General features: G+C 73.0%; 17 protein-coding genes. 6 read left to right on the plus strand and 11 right to left on the minus strand.

Annotation, left to right across the window (positions count from 1 at the left end; translation table 11 throughout):
• The first annotated feature begins 38 nt into the window (after positions 1–38).
• The 3 genes from AC0AIB_RS19515 (at position 39) to AC0AIB_RS19525 (ending at position 2,211) form a co-directional block, all read left to right on the plus strand.
• A complete protein-coding gene (locus AC0AIB_RS19515) occupies positions 39–278 on the plus strand; it encodes an acyl carrier protein (RefSeq protein ID WP_067313076.1) in 240 nt (79 codons plus the stop codon).
• Position 279: 1 nt separating this feature from the next.
• Positions 280–1,506: a beta-ketoacyl-ACP synthase II gene (gene fabF / locus AC0AIB_RS19520; protein WP_328344056.1), complete on the plus strand. Its 1,227-nt coding sequence runs from the start codon at positions 280–282 to the stop codon at positions 1,504–1,506.
• Between the two features lie 120 nt (positions 1,507–1,626).
• Positions 1,627–2,211, plus strand: coding sequence for a lipoprotein (locus tag AC0AIB_RS19525; protein WP_465097201.1), 585 nt, complete (start codon positions 1,627–1,629; stop codon positions 2,209–2,211).
• 142 nt (positions 2,212–2,353) lie between these two features.
• Here the strand turns inward: AC0AIB_RS19525 and AC0AIB_RS19530 are convergent, their stop codons facing one another.
• From AC0AIB_RS19530 to AC0AIB_RS19565, 8 genes are all read right to left on the minus strand, one after another.
• Complete coding sequence (locus AC0AIB_RS19530; RefSeq protein ID WP_328344053.1) at positions 2,354–3,274, minus strand: ROK family protein; 921 nt, start codon at positions 3,272–3,274, stop codon at positions 2,354–2,356.
• A gap of 124 nt (positions 3,275–3,398) precedes the next feature.
• Complete coding sequence (locus AC0AIB_RS19535; protein WP_465097202.1) at positions 3,399–4,850, minus strand: lyase family protein; 1,452 nt, start codon at positions 4,848–4,850, stop codon at positions 3,399–3,401.
• A 9-nt stretch (positions 4,851–4,859) separates the two neighbouring features.
• Positions 4,860–5,870, minus strand: a complete 1,011-nt coding sequence (locus tag AC0AIB_RS19540) for an amidohydrolase family protein (protein WP_328344051.1) — start codon at positions 5,868–5,870, stop codon at positions 4,860–4,862.
• Positions 5,867–6,937, minus strand: coding sequence for a creatininase family protein (locus AC0AIB_RS19545; RefSeq protein WP_465097203.1), 1,071 nt, complete (start codon positions 6,935–6,937; stop codon positions 5,867–5,869). Before AC0AIB_RS19545 ends, AC0AIB_RS19540 begins: the two co-directional genes overlap by 4 nt.
• Entirely contained in the window at positions 6,934–8,715 is a 1,782-nt protein-coding gene (locus tag AC0AIB_RS19550) for an ABC transporter permease (RefSeq protein WP_328344048.1), read from the minus strand. Before AC0AIB_RS19550 ends, AC0AIB_RS19545 begins: the two co-directional genes overlap by 4 nt.
• A 55-nt stretch (positions 8,716–8,770) precedes the next feature.
• Positions 8,771–9,844 (minus strand): ABC transporter ATP-binding protein, encoded by a 1,074-nt coding sequence (locus tag AC0AIB_RS19555; protein ID WP_328344046.1) that lies wholly within the window; start codon positions 9,842–9,844, stop codon positions 8,771–8,773.
• Positions 9,845–10,040: 196 nt separating this feature from the next.
• Positions 10,041–11,087: an extracellular solute-binding protein gene (locus tag AC0AIB_RS19560; protein ID WP_328344044.1), complete on the minus strand. Its 1,047-nt coding sequence runs from the start codon at positions 11,085–11,087 to the stop codon at positions 10,041–10,043.
• A gap of 48 nt (positions 11,088–11,135) precedes the next feature.
• Positions 11,136–12,299 carry an ROK family protein gene (locus tag AC0AIB_RS19565; RefSeq protein WP_328344042.1) on the minus strand — a complete coding sequence of 388 codons (1,164 nt, stop codon included), beginning with the start codon at positions 12,297–12,299 and terminating at the stop codon, positions 11,136–11,138.
• 416 nt (positions 12,300–12,715) lie between these two features.
• Here AC0AIB_RS19565 and AC0AIB_RS19570 point away from each other — a divergent pair, with 416 nt between their 5' ends.
• Positions 12,716–15,412, plus strand: a complete 2,697-nt coding sequence (locus AC0AIB_RS19570) for a sugar-binding protein (RefSeq protein ID WP_465097204.1) — start codon at positions 12,716–12,718, stop codon at positions 15,410–15,412.
• Between the two features lie 94 nt (positions 15,413–15,506).
• Here the strand turns inward: AC0AIB_RS19570 and AC0AIB_RS19575 are convergent, their stop codons facing one another.
• On the minus strand, positions 15,507–17,237 hold the full coding sequence (locus AC0AIB_RS19575) for a glycoside hydrolase family 3 protein (RefSeq protein ID WP_328348700.1): 1,731 nt from the start codon (positions 17,235–17,237) through the stop codon (positions 15,507–15,509).
• 981 nt (positions 17,238–18,218) lie between these two features.
• Positions 18,219–18,707, minus strand: coding sequence for a DUF3145 domain-containing protein (locus AC0AIB_RS19580; protein WP_328344038.1), 489 nt, complete (start codon positions 18,705–18,707; stop codon positions 18,219–18,221).
• A gap of 317 nt (positions 18,708–19,024) precedes the next feature.
• Here AC0AIB_RS19580 and AC0AIB_RS19585 point away from each other — a divergent pair, with 317 nt between their 5' ends.
• A complete protein-coding gene (locus AC0AIB_RS19585; RefSeq protein WP_328344037.1) occupies positions 19,025–19,354 on the plus strand; it encodes a hypothetical protein in 330 nt (109 codons plus the stop codon).
• A 375-nt stretch (positions 19,355–19,729) separates the two neighbouring features.
• Here AC0AIB_RS19585 and AC0AIB_RS19590 read toward each other — a convergent pair whose 3' ends face one another.
• Positions 19,730–20,344, minus strand: a complete 615-nt coding sequence (locus AC0AIB_RS19590; RefSeq protein WP_465097205.1) for a carbonic anhydrase — start codon at positions 20,342–20,344, stop codon at positions 19,730–19,732.
• A gap of 134 nt (positions 20,345–20,478) precedes the next feature.
• On the opposite strand from AC0AIB_RS19590, the gene AC0AIB_RS19595 reads away from it, so the two are divergent.
• A complete protein-coding gene (locus AC0AIB_RS19595) occupies positions 20,479–21,459 on the plus strand; it encodes an alpha/beta fold hydrolase (protein WP_328344035.1) in 981 nt (326 codons plus the stop codon).
• Positions 21,460–21,596 lie beyond the last annotated feature (137 nt).

Here is a 21,596-nt window from a genome sequence, read left to right on the forward strand (position 1 = left end):
CGGCGGAGAACAAACCCCGATGAGAGGAACCCACCGCAATGACCCGTGACGAGATCACCTCCGGCCTCGCCGAGATCCTCGAAGAGGTCGCCGGGGTGAACCCGGACGACGTGGCCGAGGGGAAGTCCTTCACCGACGACCTCGACGTCGACTCGCTCTCCATGGTGGAGGTCGTGGTCGCCGCCGAGGAGAAGTTCGGCGTCAAGATCCCGGACAACGAGGTGCAGAACCTGAAGACCGTCGGGGACGCCGTCAGCTTCATCGAGGCGCAGTCCTGAGATGAGTCGCGTCGACGTCGTCGTCACCGGGCTCGGCGCGACCACCCCGCTGGGCGGGGACGTCGCGTCGACCTGGGACGCCATGCTCGCCGGCCGCTCCGGGGTGGGTCCGCTCACCCAGGAGTGGGCCGGCCAGCTCCCGGTCCGGATCGCCGCCCAGCTCGCGGTGGATCCGTCCGAGGTGCTGGACCGGGTCAAGCTGCGCCGGCTGGACCGCTCCGAGGCGATCGCCCTGATCGCGGCCCAGCAGGCCTGGGCGGACTCCGGGCTCGCCGATTCCGGGCTGGACCCGGAGCGGCTGGGCGCCAGCGTCGGCTCCGGCATCGGCGGTGCGCTGACCCTGCTCGCCCAGGACGACATCCTTGAGGCGTCCGGCCCGCGTCGGGTCTCCCCGCACACCATTCCGATGCTGATGCCGAACGGCCCCGCCGCCTGGGTGGGGCTGGAGCTGGGCGCACAGGCCGGGGTGCACTCGGTGGCGAGCGCCTGCGCGACCGGCGCGGAGGCGATCGCGCTCGGCCTGGACATGATCCGCTCCGGCCGGGCCGACGTGGTGGTGGCCGGCGGCACCGAGGCGGTCATCCACCCGCTGCCGATCGCCGGGTTCAGCTCCATGCGGGCCATGTCGACCCGCAACGACGAGCCCGAGCTGGCCTCCCGCCCCTGGGACAAGGGCCGGGACGGCTTCGTCCTCGGCGAGGGCGCCGGCATCCTGGTGCTGGAGCGGGCCGACCACGCCACCGCCCGGGGTGCCCACGTGTACGCCCGGCTCGCCGGCGCGGGCATCACCTCCGACGGGTACGACATCGTCCAGCCACACCCGGAGGGGGCCGGCGCGATCCGGGCCATCGCCAAGGCGATCGCCGACGCGGACGTGGCGAAGGCCGACATCGTGCACGTCAACGCGCACGCCACCTCCACCCCGGTGGGCGACCTGGCCGAGATCAAGGCGCTGCACCGGGCACTCGGTGACCATCCGGTGCTGACCGCCACCAAGTCGATGACCGGGCACCTGCTCGGCGCGGCCGGCGCGTTGGAGTCGATCGCCACCATCCTGACCATCCGCGAGGGTGTCATCCCGCCGACGATCAACCTGGACGACCCTGACGACGGTCTCGACATGGACGTCGCCGCGAACAAGGTCCGCCACCTGGACGTACCCGCCGCGCTGAACAACTCGTTCGGCTTCGGCGGCCACAACGTCGCCCTGGTCTTCACCCGCCCCTGACCGCACCACCGGCCCACCACCCCGACACCCGGGGTGGTGGGCCGTCCGGCGTCCATCATGATCAGATTGCGGAGAGTGAGACGACACGCCGGGAAGAGTGCGTGAAATCGCAATCCGGTCATGAAGGCCAGCCCCGCCCGCCCGAGTACGGCCGCCCAGCCCACCGTCGTGACCGGCCCGGCCGGTCGACGGCAGCCGGTCGCCGCCGGTCCACGGTGGTACGACGATGTCGCATCGGCCACCGACGCCACCACGGTCGGCCCAAAGGGTAGCGCCTGCACGCTGTCGGTGACCTTCTCGGTGCCTGCGGAGTGGAGGGTCGAGGCGGTGAGGTCCGGGGCCGAGTTCACCCTCGGCCCGGCCGTGCCGGTCTGCGAGATCGACGCGAAGCCGGCCGGGCACATCGGCTTCCTGCGGGTGTGGCAGATCACCGGGGCCACGCCCCTGAACCCGCAGGACACGGTGGACAGGTATCTCGCCGCGTTCGACGGCCCGAAGGAGCAGCAGCACCGGCGGACCAGGGCCGGCCCGCTGGACGCCTTCGAAGCCACCTGGACCGAGGACGGCGAGCGCAAGCGGGCGATCGTGGTGTCCACCCGCAACGGCGAGCTGATGATCACCCTCGGCGGCCTGGACACCGAGGAGTTCGAGGCGATGCTGCCGGCGTACCAGTCGGCGAAGTCGAGCGCCAACCTGCCGACGTGACCGCGCCGGCTGTCCGGCCTGCCCCCTTCGCAGGCCGGACAGCCGGCCACGGCCGGCCTCCCACAGCCGGACGCACAGCTCCCCCACGACCGGACGCACAAACCCGACCGGCCTCCCCCGACCGGACGCACGGGCCCGCCGGTCAGCGGGGGGCCGGCACCGCTTCGCGGGCCAGGGTGACCGCGCCGAGCAGCGCCGCGTCGTCGGCGAACCGGGACAGCACCACGTCGGGCCGGTGCGGGAGCACCTCGGCCAGCCGGTCGACGAGCAGCCCACGGATCAACGCGCTGCCGGCCACCCCGCCGACCAGCACCACCCGTTGCGGGTCGAGCAGCAGGCAGCAGGTGACCAGGTGCCGGGCCAGTTCGTCGACCCGGGCGGTGAGCGCGTCCCGGGCCGCACCGGGCAGCTCGGCGGCGGCGGCCAGCCCGGCCGCATCCCCGGCCACCCCCAGGTCGGCGGCGAGCCGGTCCAACGCCCGGCCGGAGAAGTCCAGCTCCAGCATGGTGCCGGGCCACGGGCCACCGGCCACCGCGTACCCGATCTCGCCGGCCGCGCCCCGGTGACCGGCGATGACCGCGCCACCCACGGTGACGGCCGCCGCCACGCCGGTACCGATCCCCACCACCAGCCCTGGGTCGGCGTCGCGCAGCGCACCGAGCCGCAGCTCGGCCAGGGCGGCGGCGTTCAAATCGTTGTCCACCGCCACCCGGGCCACCCCGAGAGCGTCGGAGACCGCGTCGGCCAGCCGCAGCCGCTCCCAACCCGGCACGTTCGGGGCCAGGTCGATGCCGTCGGGGCGGACCACCCCGGGCGAGGCCACCCCGGCTGCCGCGAGCGGACCACCCACCTTGGCCACCAGCTCGACGGCCAGCGCCAGGGCCCGGTCCAACGCCTGCGGGGCACCGCGTTCGGCGTGCGTGGCGATCCGCCGGTGGGCCAGTAGCCGACCGGTGCCGTCGGCCACCCCGACCGCCATCTTGGTCCCACCGAAGTCGATGCCGAGCAGCAGTTCGTCGGTGCGGGTGCCGGTGGCGGCCCGGCCGGCCAGTCGTACGTTCACCGGGTCCACCACGCCGTCACCACCGTGTCCGCCGGACCGGATCGCGACCGACCCGCCGACCCGGACAGCCGTCCACCCGGTGACCCGGGACACGGATGGGCAACGGGTCTTCCCATCGGCGCGCTCACCGGCCGGCCACCTCGGCGGCGACCGTGTCCAGTGCCTGGTCGGCGCGGGCCAACCGGTCGCGGGTCGCGACGAGGCGGTCGGCGACGCCGGCGAAGGCGACCCGCAGGGTGCCGACCTGGGCGCGGACGGCAGCGGCCCCCGGACCGTCCACCTGTGCCCGGTCCAGCACCAGATCCGGGTGGACGGCGGCGGCGATCAGGTCGGCCACGGCGTCGTCGGTCAGCCGGTCGGTCAGCCCGTCGGCGGCGGCCCGGACGCCCTCGGCGGTCCAGCTGTCCGGCGCACCGGCCCGGACCAGCCGGCCGACGACCGAGTGGGCGGCCCGGAACGGCACCCCGTGTCGGGTCAGCGCGTCGGCCGCCGCGGTGGTGGTGGCGCCGGAGGCGACGATCTCCTCCCGGCTGGGCGGGTTCAGTGGTTCCAGTTCGGCCAGGAAGCCGCCGACCAGGGCGAAGAATCGATCCGCCCGGTCGTTGCTGTCCCAGAGCCGGACCTGCACGTCGGTGGTGGCGTTGTTGGAGTCCTCCCACCAGGCGGCCCCGACGTTGTTGAGCACCGACGCGGCGTCGGCGGCGCTCGCACCGGCCATCGACACCAGATGCTCCAGCACCACCGGGTTGCGCTTCTGCGGCATGATGCTGCTGCCCTGGGTGAAGTCGCCGGGGGTGGCCACCCACTGCCAGGTCAGCCAGTCCATCAGGGTGCGGGCCAACCGGGCGCCGGTGGCGAGGGCCTGGGCGTTGAGGGTGCCGACCCGGACCAGGTGGTCGGCCCCGGCGACCGCCTCGTACGAGTTGGTGACCAGGCCGTCGAAGCCGAGCAGCTCGGCCACCCGGGCCGGGGCGATGTCCAGGTCGGTGCCGGCGAACGCGCAGGAGCCCAGCGGCGAGACGTTGAGCTGGTCGATCACGTCGGCGTACGCGGCGGCCTCACCGGCCAGCGCCTCGGCGTAGCCGGCCAGGGCGTGCCCGATGGTGGTGGGCTGGGCGGGCCGGCGGTGGGTGTAACCGGTGATCACCACGTCGGCGTACCGGTCGGCGACGTCAAGCGCGGTCGCGCCGGTGGTCAGCACCCGGTCCAGCACGTCGAGCAGTTGGTCGCGCAGCAGCATCCGGAACACCCCGGCGTCGAGGTCGTTGCGGCTACGGGCCATCTGCACGTCCAGTTCGGACGCCGGCACGCCACACGCCTCGGCGAGCTTGGACTCCAGCAGGTAGTAGGTGTCCTCGAAGGTGCCGTCGAACGCCGGGGCGGCGGGGGTGTCGGCACGCAGCGTGGCCAGCCCGCGCAGCAGCCGGGCGCCCCGCTCGGCGGGGATCAGCCCCTGCTCGGTCAGCATCACCACGTGCGCCTGGCTGGCGCGCACCATCGCCGGATAGAGGTACCCGACGTGGTGGTCGTAGGTGGGGGCCAGGTGGTGCCGCTGGTAGGTGGTCAGCTCGCTCATGGCGGTTCCTTACTTCCTTCCGGGCCGGGACGCGGCACGACGGCCGGGTCCCGGGTTCTCGGCTGGTCGGTCGGTCAGGCCGAGCAGCCGTTCGGCGTTGCCGGCGAAGATCGCGCGGAGGTGGTCGTCGGGCATCCCCAGCTCGCGGCAGACCCGCAGCTGGTCGTCGAGGTAGCGGGTGACGTACCCGCGCGGGAACCACGACGAGTCGCTGCCGTACACGATGCGCTGCGGGCCGATCGTCTCGTAGCAGCGGCGGAACAGGTCCTCCAACGTCAGCTTGTACGGCATCCAGCGCACCCACTGGTTGGAGCCGGAGGTGTCGACGTGGATGTTGGGGCAGCCCCAGGCGGCGAAGAGGAGATCCTGCACGTGCTGGACGCCGAAGTGCGGCACCACCACGCTCAGCTCGGGGAAGCGGCGGGCCATCCGGGCCAGCTCGTCGGGGGTGCCGTACCGGCCGAAGGACAGGCCACCGGCGCTGCCGTAGTGGCCGATGTGGATCAGCACCGGCACGCCGAGGCGCTGCGCGGTGGACCAGAGCGGGTCCAGGTCGGTGTGGTCCAGCGGTCCCCGCAGCAGCGGGGCGAACAGCTTCAACCCGCGCAGGCCCCGTTCGGTCACCGCGCGTTCCAGCTCGGCGGCGGCTCCCGGGCCGTACGGGTCGTGGTGGGCGAAGCCGAGCAGCAGGTCCGGGTGGCGGTCGACCACGTCGGCGACGGTGTCGTTGCCGCCGCCGGTGACGAAGACGGCCCGCCGCACCTGCACCGCGTGCAGCTCGTCGGCCCACCGGTCGGCCTCGTCCTGCCACCGTGGCGCGGGTGGCTCGGGGTCGGGGAAGCTCCACGCCTGCCGCCACGCCCGCGCGTACGGGGCGGAGCCGGCGGCCCGGACGGCCCGCTCGTGCTCCCCGCCGGGGTGCATCCCGGCGGCGTCCTCGCAGGCGTGGATCGTCTCGTCGGTGCCGATCCGGAAGTGCAGGTGGAAGTCGACGATGTCGAGTCCCCGGTCCACGCTCATCGCACTCCCCCCGTCGACCCGTCCGTCGCCGGCTCACCGGTCGCCGGGGCCGGCTCACCGGTCGCCGGGGCCGGGCCGTCGGCCGTCAGGGCCGGGCCGTCGGCCGTCGCGCCCGGCAGCGGGTCGGCGGTGGGTGGGGCCGGCGGTGGGGCGGCCACCCAGGCGGCGACGATCTCCCGCAGTCGCCCGCCGGCGGTGGCGCGGACCTGCCGGCCGGCCGCCTCGGAGGCCAGCGAGATGTGCCCGGACCAGCCCTGCCACGGATCGGGACGGGACTCCACGAGCACGTACGGGTGGCCGACCGGCAGCTTCGGCTTCGGCGGCAGGTCGGTTACCGCGTCGAGGCGGACCGCGCCGGGGTCGAACCCGAGCACCCCCGAGGTCTCGTACGCGCCACCGTGCCCGCGGGCGGTCAGCGGCCCGTACAGCTCGGTGGTCTCCGCCGGGGTGACCAGTTGGAACCAGTTGACGAGCAGCAGGCTTGCGGTACGCCGGCCGGAGACCCACTCCATCGCAGCGCGGACGGTGGACATGTTGGCGTCGTGGCCGTTGACGATCAGCAGCCGGGGGAAGCCTGCGGCGACGATCCCCTCGATCACGTCGGCGAGGTAGCCGACGGCGATCTCCGGCCGGATCGACACCGTCCCCGGCCAGGGCCGGGTCTGCCCCGGGCAGGCCGCGTACGGCACCGCCGGAAAGAGCACCCCGCGTGGTCCCTGGGAGCCGGTGGTCGTACCCCCGGAGGAGCCGGCGGCGGTCGCGCCGCCGGCCTCGGCGGCAGAGCCGACAGCGCCGCCGGCCTCGGCGGCAGAGCCGACAGCGCCGCCGGCCTCGGCGGCAGAGCCGACAGCGCCGCCGGCCTCGGCGGCAGGACCGACAGCGCCGCCGGCCTCGGCGGCGAAGCCTTCGGCGAGGATCAGGTCGGTGCCGAGCGGCAGGTGCGGACCGTGCCACTCGACGGCACCGACGGGCAGCACCGCGTAGTCCGCCGCCGCCGCGACGGCGGCCAGTTCACCGCCGGGAATCCGGGTGGCGGGCAGCAGCCCACCACCGGTCGGCCAGGTCACGCCGTCCACTTCGCCGCCTCCCGGGCGGCCCGGCCGCCGTTCTGCAACCGACCGGAGAACACCATCACCACGAAGATCAACACCACCTGGAGCATGCCGTACGCGGCGGCGGTGCCGACCTCGAACGAGTACATCCGGTTGTTGATCTCGACCGAGATGGGTGCCGTCTCCGAGGTGTAGATCAGCACCGAGGCGACGAACTCGCCGACCCCGTTGACGAAGGCGAGCAGCGCGCCGGCCAGCACACCGGGCAGCATCAGCCGCAGGGTGACCGTGCCGAACGCCCGCCACCAGGGCGCGCCGAGGTTGCGGGCGGCCTCCTCCAGCGACGGGTCGATCTGGGCCAGCGTCGCCGAGCTCGACCGGAACACCAGCGGCAGGAACCGCACGAAGTACGCCAGCGGCATGATCCAGAAAGTGCCGATCAGCACCTGGCCGAAGCTGAACGCGTTGCCGGTGCTGAACGCGGAGATCAGGTTGATCGCCACCACCGTGCCGGGCAGCGCCCAGGCCAGCATGACCGCCACGTCGAGCAGCCCCCGGCCCCGGAAGTCGAGCCGACGCACCGCGTACGCGATCAGCACGCCCACCAGCACGCAGCCGACCGTGGCGAGCAGGCTCATCTGCAACGAGTTGAGGATCGGCCGGTACGCCCCCGGGTCGGAGAAGATCGTGACGAAGTTCTGCATGGTGTACGACGACGGGATCACCTCGGTGGTCCACGAGCCGTCCTGCGAGAACGCGACCAGGGCGATGGTCGCCACCGGGGCGAGCAGCACCATGGTGGCCAGCACCGAGGCGAGCAGGGCCAGCCACCTGCCGAACGGGTTGCTGATCTCCCGGCGGTGCGAGGCGACGCCCTTGGACTGGGAGCGGTAGCTGCGCCGGCCCTCGTACCAGCGCATGCCGAGCAGGAACAGCACCGAGGACACCGCCAGCACCGAGGCGTAGGTGGAGGCCATCGGCAGGTCGCCGTTGGTGCGGTTGATGTAGATCTGCATGGTCATCGTGCGGTCCACCCCGAACAGCAACGGCGCGGTGTACGACGCCAGCGACGTCATGAAGACCAGCAACGAGGCGGAGACCAGGGCCGGGGTGAGCATCGGCAGCAGCACGGTGCGCCAGACCCGGACCCGGCTGGCGCCCAGGTTGTAGGCCGCCTCCTCCACCGACGGGTCCATCCCGACCAGGGCGGCGGACGCGGCGAGGTAGAAGAACGGGTACATGGTGAAGGTGTGCACCACCAGCACCCCGGCGATGCCGGTGAACGGGAGCACCGGGTTCTCGGTGCCGAGCAGGTGTTGCAGGCCGCGCGGCAGGATGCCGGTCTCGCTGTAGAGCAGCTGGAACGAGATCGCCCCGATCAGCGGCGGCAGCGCCGCCGGCACCAGGATGATCGCCTCGATCAGCCGTCGGCCGGGGAACGAGAAGCGTTTGAGCAGGAAGGCCATCGCCACCCCGACGATCCCGCAGAGCAGCACGCTGGCCGCCGAGATCATCAGTGAGGTGAGCAGCGCCGAGCGGGCCACCCCGGTGCCGGTGAGGAACTCGGAGTAGTTGGCCACCCCGTCCACCCCGACGCTCTCGGCGAAGGTGGCGAACATCGGCTGCACCACGTAGCCGAAGAGGATCAGCACCAGCGGGAAGACCAGCAGGTACGGGAACCAGGGCGAGTTGGCGTTGAGGCCGCGCCGGGGCCGGCCGGCCTTCGGTGGGGCGGGGTCCGTGGTGACCGGCGGCACGGTGGCCGGGCTCGGCGTGGCGGGAATGGTGCTCACAGTGTCACCTCGGTTCGCGACTGCGGGGCTCGCAAAACCGGCTCACTCCTCGCGCTCACGGCTGCACCACCCACATCCGTTCCCGGTTCAGCCGCAGCCCGACCTGGTCACCGACGGCGGTCCCGGCCGGGACGTCGATCGCGGCGACCTGCACCGGTTCGCCGGCCACCTCGACCACGAGGTTGGTGGCCATGCCGGTGAACTCCACCTCGGTCACCCGGCCGGTGAGCGCGCCGGGCTCGGTGGCCGAGGTGAGCCCGAGGTGCTCGGGGCGTACCGAGACCAGGGCGGTGTCCCCGGCGCGCAGGCCGTGGTCGGTGGGGGCGGTGACGGCGGTCTCGCTGCCGTCGGGCAGTCCCACGGTGACCGTCCCGGCGGTGGCGGTGACCACCGGCAGCTCGAGCACGTTGCTGCGGCCGATGAAACGGGCCACGAAGGCGGTCGCCGGCCGGTGGTAGATCTCCTGCGGGGCACCGATCTGCCGGACCCGGCCGGACTCCATCACGGCGATCCGGTCGGACATCGCCATCGCCTCGGCCTGGTCGTGGGTGACGTAGATGGCGGTGGTGCCGGCCTCCTGCTGGATCCGCCGGATCTCCACCCGGGTCTCCTCGCGCAGCTTGGCGTCGAGGTTGGACAGCGGCTCGTCGAGCAGCAGGGTACGCGGCCGGATGACCAGCGCGCGGGCCAGCGCCACCCGCTGCTGCTGGCCGCCGGAGAGCTGGTCGATCCGGCGGTCGCCGTAGCCGGCGAGGTGGACCTGGCCGAGCGCCTCCTCGATCCGCCGGGCGGACTCGGCCCGCCCCACCTTGCGGATCTTCAGCCCGTACGCGACGTTCTGCGCGACGGACATGTGCGGGAAGAGGGCGTAGTTCTGGAACACCATGCCGGTGTCGCGCTTGTTCGGCGGCCGGTGGGTGACGTCCTCGGTGCCGAACCGGATCCGCCCCGAGGTGGGGAAGTAGAACCCGGCAACCATCCGCAGGGTGGTGGTCTTGCCGCAGCCGCTCGGGCCGAGCAGGGTGAAGAACTCCCCGGCGGCGATGCTGATGTCGACGTCGTCGACGGCAGCGGTGTCGCCGGCACGCGCGAAGCGCTTGCTCACCGACTCCAGCGTGACATCGATCATGATGTCCTCTCCTTCATGCGGTACCGGCCTGGCCGGGCGGGCGGGGGTGCGGGGACCGGGCCGGTGGGCACGGGGTACGGGTCGCGGGACGCCGTCGGGCCGTCGCCGCAGCGGTCGGAGCGAGTTCCGGTCGGGCCGTCACGGCGCGGACGGGCGGCGGTGCCGGGGGCGGGACGTGCCCCCGGCACCCGTGCGGTCAGCCCTTGTTCTTGATCTGGCTGTTCCAGTTGTTGATCCACTCGGTCTCGTTCTTGCCGATGATGTCCCAGTTGACGTCGAGCGGCTTGAGGTTGAGCTGGGCCAGCCACTCCGGCTGCTGGGCGATCTCCACGGCCGGGATCTGGTAGTAGTCCTTGGCCAGGTCGGCACGCAGGGTGTCGTCGAAGAGGAACTCGATGAACTTCTGCGCGCCGGCGCTGTTGCCGCCCTTGACCGCGGCCAGCCCGTCGACCAGCACCGGGGCACCGGACGCCGGCATCACGTAGCCGAACGGCATGTTGGACTGGTTGGCCTGGAGCAGGATGTCCTGGAGGTTCCAGGCGCTGAGGGTGCCCTGCTGGCGGGAGAGCTTGAGGTAGAGGTCGGCCGGGTTGGCCGCGTACGAGCCGGTGTTGGCGTCCAGCTTCTTGAGCCAGTCGTAGCCGGGCTGCGGGTTGCTGCCGTCCGGCGACTGCCGCATGATCATCGCGGCGTAGATCGACCGCATGGTGCCCGAGGCGGCCACGTCCCGGATGACGATCTTGTCCTTCCACTCCGGCTTCAGCAGGTCGTCCCAGTCCTTCGGGGCCTGCTCCGGGGTGAGCGCCTTGTTGTTGTACATGATGACCTCGGGCAGCAGGATCTCACCGAACCAGCGTCCCTCGGCGTCCTTGTACTTGGCGTCCATCTTGCCGGCGAACGCGGGCTGCCAGGCGGTGAGCAGGTCCTCGCCGGCACCGGCGGCCAGCCCCTGCTGGGTGCCGCCCCACCAGACGTCGGCCTGCGGGTTGGCCTTCTCGGCCCGGACCCGCTCCAGGATCTCCTGGGCGCCCAGGTTGAGGATCTCCACCTTCCCCTTGTACTCGGGGTACTTGGCGGTGAACTTGTCCACGACGAAGGTGGAGACCTTCTTGTCGCGGGCGGTGTAGATCGTCAGCTTCTCGGTCTCACCGGCTGCGGTGTCGTCCGAGCCGCCACCGCCACAGGCGGTGCCGGCGGCGAGGACGGTGGCGAGCGCTCCGGCTAGCAGAAGTCGACGTCTCATGGGGTACCTCCGAGGGGTGTGGGCGAAGAAATCAGCGGTTCGGGCAGGTCAGGGGGCCGGTAACAGGGTGGGCGTTCCGGCGGCGGCAGCGGACAGGGCGTAGCTGACCGCGCCGTGCAGCACGGCCCGGTCGCCGAGCACGGCCCGGCGTACCTCGGTGGTGCTGGGTGCGGCGGCGGTGACCAGGCCCTGGAGCCGGTCGACGGCGGCGTCGTCGAGTTCGGCGGCGGCACCGCTGAGCAGCACCCGGCCCGGGTCGATCACGCAGACGCAGGAGACGATCAGCCGGGACCAGGCGTGCAGCACCTCGTCGAGGTAGCCGGCGGCGCGCGGGTCGGTGCCGGCCAGTTCGACGAGCGCGCGTACCGGCGAGTCGGGGCGGCGGCCGGGGGCCAGCGCGACCACCCGCTCGGCGATCGCGTTCTCCGACCAGCGCGCCTCGAACGGACCGATCCCGTCGTGTCCCCGGCCGGCCGGGTCCAGCGGCAGGAAGCCGACCTCGCCGGCCGCACCCCGGGCACCCCGCCGGACCTGGCCGTCGAGCACCAGGCCCGCGCCGATGCCGTCGCGGACGTGCAGCAGCAGCAGGTCGGCGACGTCCATGCCGGCGCCGGCGGAGTGTTCGCCGGCCGCCATCAGGTTGACGTCGTTGTCCACCACCACCGGTACGCCGAGCGTCCGCTGGACCGACTCCCCTATCGGGCGGCCCTCGATCAGGCCGACCGAGGGGGCGAGCCGGACCGCGCCACCGGAGATGACGCCGGGCGCGGCGATGGCCACCCCGCGCAGCGCGGGCAGCCCCTCCCCGGCCAGCTCCGGCACCGATCGGCAGATGGTGTCGACGATGTCGCCGGTCAGCCGGATCGCGCGGTGGGCGACCACCGCGCCGTCGCTGTCGGCGATCTCGCAGCTGATCCGGGACGGCTCCAGCGAGACGGCGGCGACCAGTTCGGCCCGGGGGTTGAACTCCAGCATCGCCCGGGGTCGGCCGGCCCGTGAGGCACCCGGCCCGCGTTCGATGAGGTAGCCCTCGGCGATCAGGTCACGCACGAGCGGGGTGAGCGTGGCAGGACTCAGGCCGGTGAGCTCGGTCAGCTCGGCCCGGGAGAGCACCCGGACCTGGCGGGCGGTGGAGATCACGGAAAGCCGCTTGATCTCCTTCGACCGCTCCCGGCTCACCGGGCTCGTTGGTGGCGTCACCACGTCTGTCACACTTCCTTCCTACGGCGAACGAATTAAAGAGTCAAGTAACAAGTCCGTCTCGGCTCGGCCGTCGGCAGGCACTGGAGCAGCAATAACGTCCACCAAGAGGGTCGATGGCCGGTTCGGATGGCCGTTCCGGCGCACCAGAGGACATCCGGGACATGCCCTACTTTATTTCTTCTGCAAAGAAAGAAATACCTTCCAAAGCATTGACGTACCACCGCGCCGGTCCCTAGCGTCACCGGACGAAGGCCTTCCAGTGTGTACGGAACCCGTACCGCTGCCGTACCCGGTGCACCGCGTCCGACGACGCCCACCGTTCCCCGTTCCCACCGCCTCACCGTCCACCGACGACCCCGCGTCCGGCGCACCGCGTCCGACGACGACGGTCGCCGCCCGGACGTCGTGGTTCCGGAAGGATCTGCATGCGCATCAAGGGTTTCCTGCTACCCACCGCACTCGCCCTGGCCGTGGCCGGGGCACCTGCCACCGCCGTCGCCGCCCCAGCCGAGGTCCGCCCACCCAAGGCCGTCGACCTCGACGTGCTCTTCGTCAGCGCCCACCCCGACGACGAGGCCGGCAGCCTCGCCACCCTCGGCCAGTGGAAGGAGAAGTACGGCGCCAAGGCCGGCGTCGTCACCATCACCCGGGGCGAGGGCGGCGGCAACGCCGTCGGTCTGGAAGAGGGCCCGCCGCTGGGCATCATCCGCGAACGCGAGGAACGCACCGCGATCGGCAAGGCCGGCGTGGAGAACCTCTACAACCTCGACCGGGTCGACTTCTGGTACACCGCGTCCGCCCCGCTGTCCGAGCAGATCTGGGGGCACGACGACACCCTGGGCCAGATCGTCCGGGTCATCCGGACCACCCGGCCCGAGATCATCATGACGATGAACCCGTCGCCGACCCCGGGTAACCACGGCAACCACCAGCAGGCCGCCCGGTTCGCCGCCGAGGCGTTCGCCGCCGCCGCCGACCCGGCCGCCTTCCCCGAGCAGCTCAGCGCCGAGGGGCTGACCCCGTTCCGGGCCGCGAAGTTCCTGCGTACCGGCGGCACCGGCACCTCCGCCGCCGGGCCGCAGTGCGCGACCGGCTTCACCCCGACCGTCCCCACCGACCAGGTCTTCGGCGTCTGGGAGGGCACCCCCAGCGCCAGCGGGAAGACCTGGGCCGAGGTCGAGGTCGACGCCCGCCGGGAGTACGTCACCCAGGGCTGGGCCGGCACCGCCGCCGCCCCCACCGACCCGACGAAGATCCGCTGTGACTTCTACACCCTGATCGACAGCCGCGTCCCGTACGACCCGGCGGACACCTCGCCGGAGGCGATCCTGCGCGGCTCAGTGCTGCCGCCGGTGACCGGTGGCCTGCCGAAGGGCACCGAGCTGTACCTCACCACCGACCGGTTCGACCTGGCCCCCGGCGCGACCGTCGAGGTCACCGCGCACCTGCGCGCGCCCGCCAACCGGCTCCTGGCCAAGCCCCGGATCGACCTGCGACTGCCGGCCGGCTGGAAGACCAAGGGCTCCGGCGTGCTGAACAACGACGTGCCGGCCGGCAAGGAGCGGACCAGGACGTTCACCGTCACCGTCCCGGCCGACGCCGACACCAACCAGCAGCAGCTCATCGGTGCCACCCTGACCACCCGCCAGGGTGTCGGGCGCACCGACCGGGCCGTCCGGGTGGTCGCCGACGTGCGCGGCACGCTGGAGCCACTGCCCGAGGTCGGCATCTTCCGTGACTGGGCCGGCGACGGCGGATACCCGCAGCTGGACACCCTGATCAAGCCGGTGCTCACCATCGGCTCCGGCCAGCAGCGCTCGGTCCGCATCGACCTGCGTAACCACGGTCGGGTCAGCCGCAGCGGCACCGTCACCCTCGGCCTGCCCGCCGGCTTCACCGCCGACGCGGCCACCAAGAGCTACCCCGAACTGGCACCCGGCGCGACCGGGGCGGTCACCTTCACCGTCACCAACACCGACGCCACCCTGCCGACCGCCAACGAGGGCGGCACGGACGGCGACTACGGCATCACCATCACCACCACCAGCGCCGCCGGCAGCACCGTGGAGACCGGCGCGCTGGAGATCGTGCCGACCACCGAGGTCCCGGCCGCCGGCAACGGCACCGTCGACGGGGTCGCCTCGCCCGGCGAGTACCCCGGCCCGGAGCTGGACCTCTCCCGCATCTGGGAGGGGCAGGCCACCACCCCGCAGGACGCCTCGGCCACCGGCCGGATCGCCTGGACCCCCGACGCCCTGAAGGTGTTCGTGCAGGTCACCGACGACGTGCTCGGCAAGAAGGTGGTGCCGCAGGACTGCAAGCGGCAGCGCCGCACCGACAGCGTGGAGATCATCGTCGACCCGAAGGGGAACTCGGCGGACACCTCCACGGCGTTCAAGGCGGGCATCTTCCCGATCACCGACGACCCGGCCAACGGCAACCCGCCCTGCTGGCAGCGCGACGCCGACAACCGGCAGGGCCCGGGGGCGACCACCGCACCCGGGATGACAGTGGTCAGCAAGGTCAGCTCCCCCTACACCGGGTACACCATCGAGACGAGCATCCCGTTCGCGGTGCTGCCCGACGCGGTGGACCCGGCCCGGATGGGCCTCAACGTGCTGGTCTACGACTCGGACACCCAGGACCTCAGCTCGCAGTCCCGACTGGGCTGGTCCACCTTCACCGGCGTCCGGGCCGACCCGTACCGCTACGGTCTGGCCACCCTGCCCGGTTACCAGCCGGCGGCCCGGCAGCCCAGCGCGCCGGTCTTCCCGGACACCTCCGCCCGCAGCGTGCTCAGCCCGCAGACCATCGCCCAGTCGGCCGTGGACGGGGTGGCCCCGGCCGCCGTGCCGCGGCTGAAGAACTCGGCGCTGCGACTGACCTCGGCCCAGCGGGTCACCGACGGAGTGCAGGTCACCCTGCGCTCCGACCGGGCCGGCACCGCCTACCTGTACGCCTGGGACGGCGACACGGCCCGGGGCGATCGCACCGTACGGATGGCCGCCGGTGACCGGGTCACCGTGACGGTCCCGGTCAGCGGAGGCACCCCGACGTCCCTGTTGGCCGCGTTCGAGGCCGGCGGCGGCGCCGCCGTGGCCCAGCAGGTTCCGCTGGGCTGACCCGCCACCGCGTGACCCGTGGCCGGCCGTCGACCTCCGTCGACGGCCGGCCACGCCGGCGTCGCGCGGCCCGGCTCACCCGGACGCCCCGGGATCAGCCGGTGCAGCTGGTGGCGGGCAGTCCGGTCAGCGGCACCGGGGAGCGGCCGGTGGGCCGGGCCTTGCCGGCCAGCACCTCGGCGAGCGCGGTCATCGAGGCCCCGCTGGACGAGTAGGTGGCCAGCAGGGCCGGTGAGGTCGACTTCTCCAGCACGTACGGGGTGTCCATCGCCACGGTCACCGCCGCGCCTGCGGCAAGGTCCTTCGGGCCGTCGCCGTAGCCGACCAGGTGGACCCGGGTTCCCCCCTTCGGCACCACCCGTACGCCCGCCGCGGTCAGCGCCTCGGTGAGCGCCGCCCGGGTCCGGTCCCGGCCGGCGGAGGTGGTGACGGTGACCGGGCCGGACACCTTCGCGCCACATTCCCCCCGGAGCTGGGTGACCGCCGCGGCGGCCAGCTCGGCGGCGGCGGCCCGGTGCGGGGCGCTGCCGAGCGTGGACATCGCCGGCGTCGGCCGGTCGGCGAGCCGGAACTTCATGGTCAGCACCCGGGTGACCGCCGCCACCAGCCGGTCCCGGGGCAGCGAGCCGTCGCGCAGCGCGGCCAGCAGCCCGTCGTACGCCTGACCGACGTTCGGGGTCATCAGGATCAGGTCGTTGCCGGCGAGCAGGGCCTTCACCGCCGCCTCGCCCGGCGGGTAGCGCTTGGCCGGCGGCATGTTCATCCCGTCGGTGATCACCACCCCCTGGAAGCCGAGCTGGCCTCGCAGCACGTCGGTGAGCAGCTTGCGGGAGAAGGTGGCCGGGGTGCCCGGGTCCACGGCGGTGACGTCGAGGTGCGCTGACATCACCGCCATCGCCCCGGCGTCGATGCCGGCCCGGAACGGCGGGAAGGCGGTGCCCTCCAGCTCGGCCCGGGGCTGGCCGACCACCGGGACCTCCTGGTGCGAGTCGGCGGCGCTGAGCCCGTGCCCGGGGAAGTGCTTGACGCTGGCCGCCACCCCGGCGCTCTGCAACCCCCGGACCGCGCCCGCGACCTGCGCGCCGGCCCGCTGCGGGTCGGCACCGAAGGAACGCGAGCCGATCACCGTGCTGCGGGTGGCGAGGACGTCGGCGACCGGCGCGAAGTCCAGGTTCACCCCCATCGCCGCCAACTCGGTGCCGGCGGCCTTCCAGGCGGCCTCGGTCCGGGTCGGTTCGTCTGCCGCCCCGGCGGCGAGCGCGCTGGGCAGCGTGGTCACCCCGTCGGTGATCCGGGTGACCACCCCGTACTCCTGGTCGGTGCCGACCAGGAACGGCGCCGGCGCGGTGGCGAGCTTCCCGGCGGCGGCGCGTAGCCCGGTGGTCAGCTCCCGCACCTGGGCGGGATTGTCGACGTTGGTGGTGGACTGGTTGCCGGAGGTGGGGTCGTCGGCGCTGAAGCCGACCAGGATCAGCCCACCGAGCCGGTACTTCGCGATCATCTCGGCGGGCGTGTCGACCCCGCCGAGGGCCTGGTTGCCGGTGGCCGAGCCGGGCGTCACCTTCGTCGCCGAGCTGCCGTACGCATAGGGCATCAGCACCTGGCCGACCAGGTCCTCGTCGCCGAGCGTGCCGGCCAGCGCGGCGGCCCGCGCGGCCGGGTCGGAGGCGGTGGACGCGGCGACGGTCGGCGTGGCTGTCGGGGCGGCCCCGGAGAGGGCCGGCGACGGAGCCTGCCCCTCCCCCGCGCATCCGGAGGCGAGCAGCGCGGTCAGGGCGGCGACGGCGACGCCGGCACGTCGTGGGGAGATCGGCACCCGGCCCATCCAACCCGCGCCGAAGATCAGCGGCAACCCGACCAGGTCACGCCGTGGGTGGAGGGTGCCCGTCCCCGACCGGTTGTCCGGCTGACCCGGCCCTTCTGGCTGCTGGGTGGCCGGTCCGGGTGAGCAGGCTCACCCAACTCCGGGACACTGACCGAGCTCCGGGACGCTGACCGAGCGCAGCGCGAAGGTCTCCGCAACCGGTCGCGCAGCGCCGGGGCAACCACCGACCCGGGTGAACGGCCGACCCCTCGCGCGTGGCCCATCACCAGTGACCATCGCGCGCTTGGTCCAATACCTGGGTGATCGTCTGACCTGGGTGATCGTCCCGGTCGGGACACTCGGTCGCCCGGCCCGGTGGCTTCCTCCCCCTGTCGTCCGGGACGCGGCATGGCCCGTGTCTCTCGCCTCGGGTTCCATCAACGCGACCGCGGGCCGAGTCGGCCAGGCGTGCGCGCAGGCCCCATCGAGTGCCACCGCCGACCGAACGGCCAGGCATGCGCCGCAGGCCCCATCGAGCGCCACCGCCGGCCGAACGGCCAGGCATGCGCCGCAGGTGAGTACCACCTCCCTGGGAGGTCTATGCCTGCCGGTCATAAATATGACTGACAGGCATAGACCTCCCAGGGTCATAGATGTGGAGGCGCGCCGGTGGGCGCAGGAGCACGGCAGGATCGGGAGTCGAGCCGGAGCGTGCGGGCGCGCGAGTGGGAGACGGAGCGGAGGGCGCGGGCGCGCGAGTGGGAGACGGAGCGGAGGGCGCGGAAGGACGGAGCGGAGGGCGCGGAAGACGGGGCGGAGTGCGCGGCGCGGAAGACGGAGCGGAGGGTGCGGGCACACGGCACGGGTGAGGGCACACCGGTGGGCGCGGGGTGCACGGCAAGCGGGAGACGGGGCGGTGGGTGTGGGCGGAGACGCGAAAACGGGGCGGTGAGGGCTCGCGCCGCCGGCGGCCGGTCAGCACGGCCACCGGCGCCGCTGTGGTCAGCCGACCCGGGTGAGCAGGGTCACCGGTGCGCCGTCGCCGGCATACCGGTAGGGCTCCAACTCCGCGTCCCAGGCGGTGCCCATCGCCTTGTCAAGGGCGTGTGCCAGCGCCTCGGGGCGTACCGAGGCCATGATGCTGCGCAGCCGGTCCTCGCCGAGCTGGATGTCGCCGGCCGCGCCCACCGCGGCCCGGAACAGGCCACGGCCCGGAACGTGCATGAAACGTTCACCGTCCGCGCCCGCGCTGGGTTCCTCGGTCACCTCGAAACGGATCATGGGCCACTGCCTCAGGGCAGCAGCCAGCTCGGCACCCGTCCCCGGCCGACCGGTCCATCCGCACTCGGCCCGACGGGCGCCGGGATCGACGGGCTGGGCCGTCCAGTGCAGGTTGACCGGCGCGGCGAGGACGCGCGCGATCGCCCACTCGACGTGCGAGCACACGGCGAGCGGGGTCGAGTGGACGTATACGACGCCACGCGTTGGCACGGTGACCTCCCGGAGAGCGAGGTGCGTCTTCCCCTACGACCTCGACCACCCGAGTGGCTGTTGCCACACATGATGACTGCTGTGACGGATGGTGCGCCAGAGAATCGGAAAATTCGCCGCCGGGAAATACCCGGACCGGTGACCTCGGTTGTGCACTCCGACGGGCACGGTGAGCTGCCAGGCATCGTGGTCGTGTATATTTCTCTGGGCGGTTCTGCGCCGTCGCACAACTTCGCGGGCCGAGGCTCACCCGGGCGTCACCCGCTACAGCCCCCGGACGTTCCCGTCCTCCCGTACGTCTTGCAAGGAGCATCTCCGTGGCGAGCAACACCTCTAAGACCGCGCGCGCGTCAGTCCGGGCCGGCCAGGCTGGCCAGGGTGGCGCCCTCAGCGTGCTGGGCGAGTTCAAGTACCTCATCCCGCTCAACGGCGGCAAGCACGCCTACGTGCGGAACCTGACCAACGGCAAGACCGCGCACCTGCGTACCGACTCCGACGCCTTCGTCGAGGAGATCCGGGTGCTGGCCACCGCCGGCCACGCCGCCAAGATCCGCGCCGAGATCAACAACCTCGCCGCCGCCCACCCGGGCGACGGCTGGGACAAGACCGAGAAGCGCCTCGTCGAGGCAGGCGTCTTCGAGGGCTGAGCACTCCCCAGCCTCACCTGGAACCGCCCGTCGGGTCACCCCGGCGGGCGGTTTCCTCATTCCCGGGTCGGGTGCCACGTGGCCCCGCCCCTCGGGGCGGGTCCGGATGAGCGCGGCCACGCAGGAGAGGGGTTCCCCTTCCCGGGATGGGTGCCCGACACCCCTGCCCATCCTCTTCTGCGCTCCGTCTCCGCCCTCCCTGCCCCCATGCTCGCGCTGGATCCATGAAGTAGTGGCATCCGGCCGGGTGGAGGGGACTACTTCATGGATCCAGCGCGAGCATGAAGGGTCCGGCCTCAACGCGGTTCGCCAGCGGCGCGTCGGTGGCGGCAGAGCAGAGCGGTGGGGTGGGGTGGGTCAGGTGGGTGGTGATGGTCAGGGGGCGAGCAGGGTGACCTCGCCGGTGTCCAGGTCGTACAGGGCGCCGACGACGTCCACGGCACCCTGTACGACCGGGCCGGACAGCAGTGCCTCGGTGCGCAGCGTTCGCACCGTTCGTCGTACGTGCCGACGTGCCGCCAGCGAGTGGACGGCCGGGTCGTGCAGACCCACCTCGGTCACCGCCGGGGCGATCCGGTCGACGACGTAGTCCAGGTCCCCACCGGGTCGCCGTCCCGTGCGCAGGCTCTCCACCGTCGAGGCGACCGCCCCGCACCGCTCGTGCCCGAGCACCATCACCAACGTCACGCCGAGCTGGTCCACCACGTACTCGATCGAGCCCCGGACGGCCCGGTCCAGCACGTGTGCCCCGGTGCGGATGACGCAGATCGAGCCGAAGGTCTGGTCGAAGATCGCCTCCAGCGGCACCCGCGAGTCGATGCAGCCGAGCAGCACCGCGTACGGCTGCTGGTCGCCGGAGGCCACGGCCGCGGCGGCGGTGATGTCGTGCCCGTGGACGGGACGGCCGCTGACGAAGCGCCGGTTGCCGGCGAGCAACTCGGCCAACGCCGCCCGGGGTGTCCGGGCAGCTCCGGCAGGCGAAGTCGGCATGCCCCCAGACTGGTCGCCGCGCCGAGCCTGCGCAGCCGGGTCGGGATTCTTCCCACCAGCACGATTGGCGCGGACCCGGCTCGGGTAGCCGGATGACGCCGGTGAATGGGTACCGGGTGGCTGGGGAGGTGGCGATGCCGGATCAGCGGGAGTTGCGGCTGCCCGACGAGGTACGACTGCACGTCGAGGTGAGTGGCCCGGCCGACGCCGAGGTCACCGTGATCCTGCTGCACGGCTGGACGCTGGACGGCCGGGCCTGGCACAGGCAGCTCGCCGACCTACGGAGCCGGTCCGGCGACCGGGTCCGGGTGGTCACGTACGACGCACGCGGGCACGGCCGGTCGAGCTGCATGGCGCTGCGTACGGCGACCCTGGCCCAGCTCGGCGACGACCTGGCGGCAGTGGTGGACGAGGTGGCCCCGACCGGGCCGGTGGTGCTCGTCGGCCACTCGATGGGCGGGATGACGGTGATGGAGTACGCCCACCGGCACCCGGCCCACTTCGCCGCCCGGACGGCCGGCCTGGTCTTCGTCTCCACCACCGCCGAGGGACACACCCACACCGCGTACGGCCTGTCGCCGCGGATCGCCCGGTTGATCCGGATCGCCGAGACCACCGGCGCGGGGGTGCTGGCCCGGTGCGGCGCCTGGCGGCCGCCCCGAGCGCTGCTGCGCGCCCTGGCCCCGAGCATCCGGTGGATGCTCTTCGGCGACCACTGCTCCGCCTCGGACATCCGCCTGGTCACCTCGGCGGTGGCCCGCGCGTCGCTGCGCTCGATCGGCGGTTTCCGCGCCTCGATCGGTGCCCAGCACCGACTCGACACCCTGGCCGCGTTGGCGCACCTGCCGGCGGCGGCGTTGGTCGGCGACCGGGACCGGCTCACCCCACCGCCGTGCGCGGAGTCGATAGCGGCGGCGCTGCCGGCCACCGAGCTGACGGTCTGCCCGGGGGCCGGGCACATGCTGATGATGGAGCGCCCGGACGAGGTGAACGCCGCCCTCGCCGGGGTGCTCCACCGGGTGCTCGGTCACCTCCGCGCCGGCCGACCGCCCCGCCCGCGCCGCGCCGCCCGCACGCCGAGGCGGTCCGCCCCGGTCCCCCAACCGGCGGGCTGAGCCGCCCCGCCGGCGGCACACCGGTCCGCCCCGATCGCCCAACCGACGCGCTCAGGCATCCCGCCGGCACCGACGCCGCCGGCCGGTCGACCGAGCAACCTGGCCGGACCGGACGAGGTGCGGAGGTCGCTCGACCG

Source organism: Micromonospora sp. DSM 43699, assembly GCF_055517075.1.